The organism is Actinocrinis sp. (genome assembly GCF_035605935.1).
In the GTDB taxonomy this organism is placed as follows: domain Bacteria; phylum Actinomycetota; class Actinomycetes; order Streptomycetales; family Catenulisporaceae; genus Actinocrinis.
Genome location: NZ_DATNGK010000315.1, coordinates 1 through 6,837, shown reverse-complemented (window position 1 = coordinate 6,837; position 6,837 = coordinate 1). Strand labels below are relative to the sequence as shown.

At 69.3% G+C, this 6,837-nt stretch carries 7 protein-coding genes; 2 read left to right on the top strand and 5 right to left on the bottom strand.

Features of this window, described 5'->3' with window-relative positions:
- Nucleotides 1-266: 266 nt before the first annotated feature.
- The 4 genes from VN779_RS25530 to VN779_RS25515 all read right to left on the bottom strand — a co-directional run bounded on the left by VN779_RS25530 (nt 267) and on the right by VN779_RS25515 (nt 4,824).
- On the bottom strand, nt 267-1,775 hold the full coding sequence (locus VN779_RS25530) for an MFS transporter (RefSeq protein ID WP_325727777.1): 1,509 nt from the start codon (nt 1,773-1,775) through the stop codon (nt 267-269).
- Between the two features lie 85 nt (nt 1,776-1,860).
- On the bottom strand, nt 1,861-2,760 hold the full coding sequence (locus tag VN779_RS25525) for a DMT family transporter (RefSeq protein ID WP_325727773.1): 900 nt from the start codon (nt 2,758-2,760) through the stop codon (nt 1,861-1,863).
- 117 nt (nt 2,761-2,877) lie between these two features.
- The gene (gene hpnR / locus VN779_RS25520) at nt 2,878-4,392 is read right to left on the bottom strand and encodes a hopanoid C-3 methylase HpnR (protein ID WP_325727771.1); all 1,515 of its coding nucleotides are present in this window, start codon (nt 4,390-4,392) and stop codon (nt 2,878-2,880) included.
- A 234-nt stretch (nt 4,393-4,626) separates the two neighbouring features.
- Nucleotides 4,627-4,824 carry a hypothetical protein gene (locus tag VN779_RS25515; protein ID WP_325727769.1) on the bottom strand — a complete coding sequence of 66 codons (198 nt, stop codon included), beginning with the start codon at nt 4,822-4,824 and terminating at the stop codon, nt 4,627-4,629.
- 14 nt (nt 4,825-4,838) lie between these two features.
- Here VN779_RS25515 and VN779_RS25510 point away from each other — a divergent pair, with 14 nt between their 5' ends.
- Nucleotides 4,839-4,991 (top strand): hypothetical protein, encoded by a 153-nt coding sequence (locus tag VN779_RS25510; protein ID WP_325727767.1) that lies wholly within the window; start codon nt 4,839-4,841, stop codon nt 4,989-4,991.
- Between the two features lie 205 nt (nt 4,992-5,196).
- Entirely contained in the window at nt 5,197-6,153 is a 957-nt protein-coding gene (locus VN779_RS25505; RefSeq protein ID WP_325727765.1) for a PaaX family transcriptional regulator C-terminal domain-containing protein, read from the top strand.
- A gap of 284 nt (nt 6,154-6,437) precedes the next feature.
- Here VN779_RS25505 and VN779_RS25500 read toward each other — a convergent pair.
- A partial coding sequence (locus VN779_RS25500; RefSeq protein ID WP_325727763.1) for an RICIN domain-containing protein occupies nt 6,438-6,837 on the bottom strand: 400 nt, incomplete at its 5' end.

Here is a 6,837-nt window from a genome sequence, read left to right as displayed (position 1 = left end):
CAGCGACAATGTGCCTGAGGAAGACGGCAGTTCGCGGTTGGACAGCGGGCGTGTTCCTAGACGACCGCTTCTGCCGCACTTGCAGCCCCTTCCTCCGCGTCTGCCGCCGCTCACACAAATCCTCCCGTTGCGAGTGTTCCGCTCGCGTATTTCCCGGGGTGCGCTTTCATGGGCTATCGGACCGGACCGGATGTGGCTCAGTTGGAGGTCAACGCCTTGGTCGAACTGGAAATGCTCGAGGCACTGTGGCACTCGGAGTTCGTTGCTCAGTCATCACCCGCAGCAGCCCGCGTTTCCCTATGTGTGTCCACCGTGAATCCGGCCTTTGCGGTGGCGGTGTCGGCGGGGTAGGTCCGGCGCGCCCGCAGCAGCAGCAATCCGTTGATCAGCAGCGGTGCGAGTCCGATCAGGAACGCGCGGTCCAGGCCGCTTTGGGTGCGTTCCCGTCCGCCGGGACCGGTGCCCAGCGTGTCGGAGAGCCAGCCGAAGGCGACGGGCGCCACGGCCTGCGCCCCCATCCGCAGAACCGTGCGCACGCTTTCGGCCCTTCCCCACAGCCGCGGATGCATGATGTCGAGCCGGGCGGCGTCCAGCGGAGGATTCGCGGCAGCGAGCGCGCCCGCCGCACCCGCGAACAGCGGCAGCGCCAGCCAGACTTGACGGGTCAGCAGACCGGGCAGGAACAGTGCGACGCTGGCCGTGTACGCGACGCCGGGGACGATCACGCGCGCGGTGACGTGGCCCGCGCGCCCGAGCCGGTCCGACCACCGCCCGCCGAGATTGACGCCAGCCAGCGCGGCGATACCGATGATCGGCACCAGCGCGGTCAGCTCTCCGCGCCCGACCCGGTAGCGATCGCGCACCAGCTCGAAGGCGAACGTGTGCAGGCCGGCGAAGAAGAAGTAGCCGACCGCCGATGCAACGATCAGCAGGACGTTGGTACGCACCGACAGCACGTACTTCGTCGCCCGCCACAGGGACCAGAGCTCAGGAATCTCGTCGATGACCTGCGTCCGGTCCGGACGGACCGCCGCGGCGCCGGCGCGATCGCGGCGCGACCGGGCGGGTGCTGCGCTTTCAGTTGCGTTTCGGCTCACGCCCGCACCGCGCCGAGGTTCGTCCGGTTCGCCGGTGCGCGTGCGGCGTGGCTCCGGCAGCCACTTGATCAACGCGAACGCGAGACACAGGCCGAAAGCGGCGATCAGCCAGAAGGCGGCGCGCCAGCTGACGGCGGCGATGTCGCTGCCGGCGACCAGGCCCAGGCCGGATCCGAGAAGTTCGCCGGACAGCACGCGGGCGTAGATGCGGGCGCGCTGCGCCGGCGGAAACAAGTCGCCGCACAGCGAGGCCACCATCGGCCCGGCCGTCGCGGTGACCGCGCCGAGCACCACGCGGGAGAGCAGCAGCCACAGGTAGGAGCGCGCCAACCCGCCTGCCGCCATGGCCAGGCTCCACAGCAGCACGGTGCCGGCCAGCAACGGCATCCGGGGAAGCCGGTCGACCAGCTGCCCGACCGGGATCGTGGCCAGCGCGCCGATGACCGAGGGCACCGCGGTCAGCAATCCGATCTGGGTGTTTCCAATATGCAGAATCCGGCGTAGCTCGTTCGCGACCGCGCCGATGACGCCCGAGCCGGCCGAATCCAGCGCCATGACGCACGCGAGCAGCAGCACCGCCCGCCAGCGCCCCGAGCCGCCGAAAGCCCGCCGGACCACCCGGCCGAGTCGTACGTGAATGCGCATGCGCGCCGACGGCCGTTTCACGCTTGCCGCCACCCGACGCTGGTATCTCCACCAGGAGCAGTCACGGCGGGCATTGCCGTCGTCTTGGCCGTGAAACGTGTCGGCCCGCGCAGGCAGTTCATGGCGTGTCCTCGCCCTTCCGGCCTGGCGCACGCCGTCGTGGCCGGTAGACGTCGTGCCGTGCGCCGAGGGCCCCGGAGCGGCTCACCAGGACCATGCCGACCGCGACCGCGACCAGGGCGGCGGCTTGGCCGGTCAGTGCTGCCGGGCTGTCGCGCAGTCGCTCACGGAAGACCGCGACGCCGAGCGCGATGCCGGTTAGCGGTTCGGCGAGCGCTCCGGCCGGCAGGGAGACGTGCAGAGGCGCCGCGTCGAACGCGCTCTGCGCCAGCAGCAGACCGACCACGGCCACGACGATCAGCGCATACGGCTGCCAGTGCCCGATGCTGCGCAGCACGCCGGAACGCGCGGCCAGCAACCAGCCGCGGGTGAGCGAATCCTGGACCCCGAAAAGGATGCCGCCCGCGCCGGCAAGCAAGATCGCCCCGACGCCGAGGCCGAGCCGCTTGGCCGTTAGCACGAGCAGCCCGGCCACCCCGACCGCCACCGCCGCGGCCAGCCAGCGCGGGGAGAGACTGGCCGGATCGCGGCCGCCCGCCGGCCTGCCCGCGACCAGGAACACGGCGACGCCCGCGCTGGCCAGCACCGCGCCCGACCACTCCCGCCCGCTCAGCCGCTCCCGGTACAGGCCGTGCGCGATGACCAGGGCGAAGATCAGGCTGGTGGCAAGGATCGGCTCGACCTTGGTGATGTCGCCGTGCCCGAGCGCGATAGCACCGAGCAGCTGTCCGCAGACCATCGCCGCGATCCCGCCGAGCCACAGCGGCTTGCGGGCCAGGCTCAGCAGCAGCGCGAAGTGCATCACCCGCTCCAGCGGCTCACGGTGCGCGGCATGCTGCTGCACGACGAAGCCGAGGCCAAGGAAGCACGCGGCAGCCAGCGCGTACGCGATGCTCATCGCAGACCTGCGCACGCGGCCCGCCGTGAGCCGCGATCGGCACAGTCCGCGCAGTCGGCGCGGTCGGCGCGACGGCGTTCTGGCGGTCGGTGCGTCCGCCGCGTCCGCCGCGTCGGCTCAGTCTGTCGCGGGTCGGCTGGGATGGGCATTTGCGTGGTGCGCCGGGGTACGCGTGTGGATGTAGAGCTGGCGGCGGTCGTTCACGGTCAGCTGTTGGCGCTTTGGCAGTGGCAGCTCGTACCGCACCGGGCGCTGGTGGTCCGCGAGCTGTCGCTGCGCGTTGTACACGCGGCTGAACTTCCACAACATCCGCGCGAAGTTCGTCTGACCGTGCATCAGGTTGCGCCCAAGGACGCGCGCGGCACCGACGGCCGCGCTCACGCCGAGGTGCTTGCGGTTGATCACGGCCTGGGTGCGCACCAGTTCGCGATAGAACTCCTCAATCGGAAGCTTGGTCGGCACGACGGCGTGCTGGATGTCGAAGAGCCGGTAGTCGCGCGTGGTAAGCCGCCGCGACTCGGTGTGCCAGACCTCGGTGCCCGGATACGGGGTCATCACGGTCAGGTGCACGATCTCCGGAACGGACAGAGCGAACTGGCGCACGACGCGGAACCGCTCGGCGTCCCAGCCCGGGTCGACGATCAGGTTGATCGCCACCGCGATGCCCAGGCGCCGGGCCGCCTCCAGCGCGTGGAAGTTCTCGTCGGGGCTGATCCGCTTGCGGTAGAGGTCCAGGCCCTCGGCGTCGATGGCCTCCATGCCCAGGAACATGTAGCGCAGCCCGAGACGGGCCCAACGCTCGAAGACCTCCTCATTGCGCAGCAGCACATCGGCGCGGGTCTCCAGGTAGTAGTGCTTGCGCACCCGGCGGCGCTCGACCTCGGCCGCGATCGCGTCACCGTGCTCGGGGCGGATGAAGGCCACATCGTCCACGATGAACAGGTTCGGCTCGCGGATGCCCGCCAGCTCAGCGGCAGCCGCCTCTGGCGAGGCCTTGCGGTAACTGCGTCCGTAGAACGTCCAGGCCGAGCAGAACGAGCAATCCCACGGACAGCCGCGCGTGAACTCGATCGACGCGCACGGGTCCAGCTCCCCGATGAAGTAACGGCGCCGGTGGCGTGCCAGGTCACGGGCCGGACACGGCGCATCGATGCTGTGCAGCATCACCGGAGCCGCACCCATGCCCTCCGCGGTCACGATGCCCGGCACGCTGGGCAGCCCGCCGTCGCGCACCGCCGCCAGCAGCGGCCCGACCTCCGGCTCACCCTCACCGCGCAGAATCGCGTCAACCGTTCCCTCGGCCTGCTCCAGCACCGTGGGGGCGATGAACGAGACACTGTGTCCGCCAAAGAAGACGAAGCAGCGCGGCAGCGCCTGCTTGACATGCTGCGCGATCTGCAGAGCCTCGGGAATGTTGGCCAGATAGTTGAGCGAGACGCCCACCGCCTGCGGCTCGAACGAGGCCAGCTCACGCTCCAACAGCGAACGCGGCGAGACCTGCAAATCCACCATCCGCACATCGTGACCCTCGGCCCGGGCCGCCGCGGCGACCCGCTCCAGCCCCAGCGGCTCGAGCCGCAGGAAGATCTCCGAGTACATTAACGCGCTTGGATGTACCAGCAGCACCCGCATGAAAACCTCCGTAGGCCGCTGGGCTCGTTTCAGTCTGAATCGGGCTGATCGTTACGATCCGCCGCCCTACCCGGGGCAGTCGCCGGAAAACCGAGGCGCCGCGCACTTGAGCGATTCGATCAGCCTGCACGCCACGTCCACCCTCCGCCGAGCATTGTGCCCGGACCAACAACGCGTCGAGCAGCCGGCGATCGGCGGAAGGGTGGGCCGGCGGGGGAGAACGGCGCTCTTCCTTTATGCGGGCTCGTCGCCCAGGGCGTGTGTGGCGGGGCTGCGGGCGTGGATCCACGCGGGCAGGGCGGTCAGTGTGCCGACAGTCAGCAGGATGGCGAATGCGGCGGTGAGCAGCCATGCTGCCGGGGGGTGTGACTTCGCCGCCGAACAGCCAGTACAGGCCGAGTCCGGCCAAATGCCCGCCGCGACCGCGGTCATGTCGGGTAGCAGCCGTGCGACTCAGAGTGCTGAAACGACGTGCCCTGGTACGCGTCACCGGACCGGACACCACCACCCTCACGGCCAGCGCCGGCGGCCTGACCCTTGGCACCGCCATCACCGGCACCACCACGGCGTTCGTACTCTGCTGCGCAAGCTGCAACTAACCGGTTGATCCACCGCTCCGCTACGCGCCGAGGCATGTCCTCGGTCGAGCATGACGGTCCTGATCGCCGATAGGGCATGTTGTCCACACAGCCCGCCGATTGTCAGGTCTGTGGCGGCGCCGCACCGGCCACGCGGAGACTGGTCCCATCTCTTTCAGCCGCCAGCCGTTACGGTGTATATGCGCTCGTTCCCGACTGTGCCGGAGTGGACATAGTGAACCTGTTCAACCCTGAGGAGTTCTTCTCCGGCGGTGGCGGCAGCGGGGCAGGTTCGGCGCGCGGGCAGGGCTTGGCTGAGACGTTGATCGCCGACTACACGTTTCCGGCCCGGGCGTGGCTGCCGTCGACGGCGATCGTGGTGCTGCTCGGGGAGTTCGGGGTGGCTAGCGCCGCCGCTCGCACAACCATCAGCAGAATGGCGCGCCGGGGAGTGCTGGAGCGCAGCAGACAGGGGCGGTACAGCTCGTACCGGCTTACCCAGGAGGCCGCCACCGGGCTGTGGACCGGCGGCGGTTTGATCGCCGCGTTCACTACCCAGCCTGATTCATGGGACGGCTTGTGGACGCTGGTCTCCTTCTCCGTTCCGGAGGAGGAGAGCACGCGGCGGCGCGCTTTGCGGACCGCGCTGCGGGGATGGGGCTACGCCCCGTTGTACGACGCGGTGTGGCTCTCGCCGTTCCCGCTGACGCCGGAAGCACGGCGGGACCTTACTGGTGTGGCGCCGGGGTCCATGAGTGTGTTCCGCGCGCGGCACGTGGACCTTGACGCGCAGCTGGACCGCCATCCGCTCGAGGCGTGGGACCTGTCCGCGATCGCCGCCGAGTACGAGGCCTTCATCAAACGTTGGGGCAGCCTGCTGCCCTCCGTCGCCGACGGCAGCATCACCGGTGCCGCGGCGGTGCGCGCCCGCACCGAGTTGATGGACACCTATCGGCATTTCTTCCCGACGCTGGATCCGCTGCTGCCTGCCGAGCTACTGCCGTCGGATTGGCCACGGGCCCGGGCGAGAGAGGTGTGTATCGCCGTCTACGACGGGCTGGCGCAGCAGGCACAGGAGCACGTGCGCGCGGTGGTGGCCCGATTCGCCGACGGCTCGCACGGCGACATCAGAGCCCATACGATCGCCGGCATGAGCGCCGGCGTCAGCTCCGGGCGCGGCTGACGCCGCCGGCCGGTCGGTGAGCGGGGAGACCGGCCCCACATCTGGTCTCCCCGCTCACGCCCACCTCATTCCGGCAGTCTTCCGTCCGCTGTCGTGCGGCCGAGCGTGAGGCTGTGCGCGTTCTTGATATGGCAGAGCTATTCGGTTAGCTGGAACGTATACAGCGCGGCGGGGCCGTCGAAGACGAGATACACGTCGAGGTGCGGCGTTCGGGGCGAGTGCGGACCCGTCAGCACGCCGCAAGCCGATTCTGTCTCCCGTTATTTGCGCAGTCCGCGGTGGTGTCAGCTTCCGAGTTTCCATTGCTGGTTGGTGCCGCCGTTGCAGGTCCACAGTTCGACTAGGGCGCCGTTGGCGGTGGAGCCGCCGGTCACATCCAGGCAGAGTCCTGATTGGACGCCGGTGAGGGTGCCGTTGGTGTTGAGGTTCCATTGCTGGTTGGTTCCGCCGTTGCAGTCGTAGAGGTCGACTTTGGTGCCGGCGGTGGTGCCCTTGGCGTAGGCGTCCAGGCATTTGGCGTTGCCGTAGACGGTCAGCTCGTGCGCCTCGTTGTAGGTGAAGAGTTGGTTGGCGGCGCCGGTGCAGTCGTGGATGTCGAGTTGGGTGCCGTTGGTCTGGGTGGCGTTGGGTACGTCCAGGCACTTGCCTGCGCCCACCGCGTGCACCTCACCCGACGAACCACCA

Excerpts from the sequence above, each read along its gene's own strand:
- VN779_RS25525 (WP_325727773.1), bottom strand. The coding sequence starts at position 2,760 with ATGAGCATCGCGTACGCGCTGGCTGCCGCGTGCTTCCTTGGCCTCGGC.
- VN779_RS25515 (WP_325727769.1), bottom strand. The coding sequence starts at position 4,824 with ATGACCGCGGTCGCGGCGGGCATTTGGCCGGACTCGGCCTGTACTGGC.
- hpnR (WP_325727771.1), bottom strand. The coding sequence starts at position 4,392 with ATGCGGGTGCTGCTGGTACATCCAAGCGCGTTAATGTACTCGGAGATC.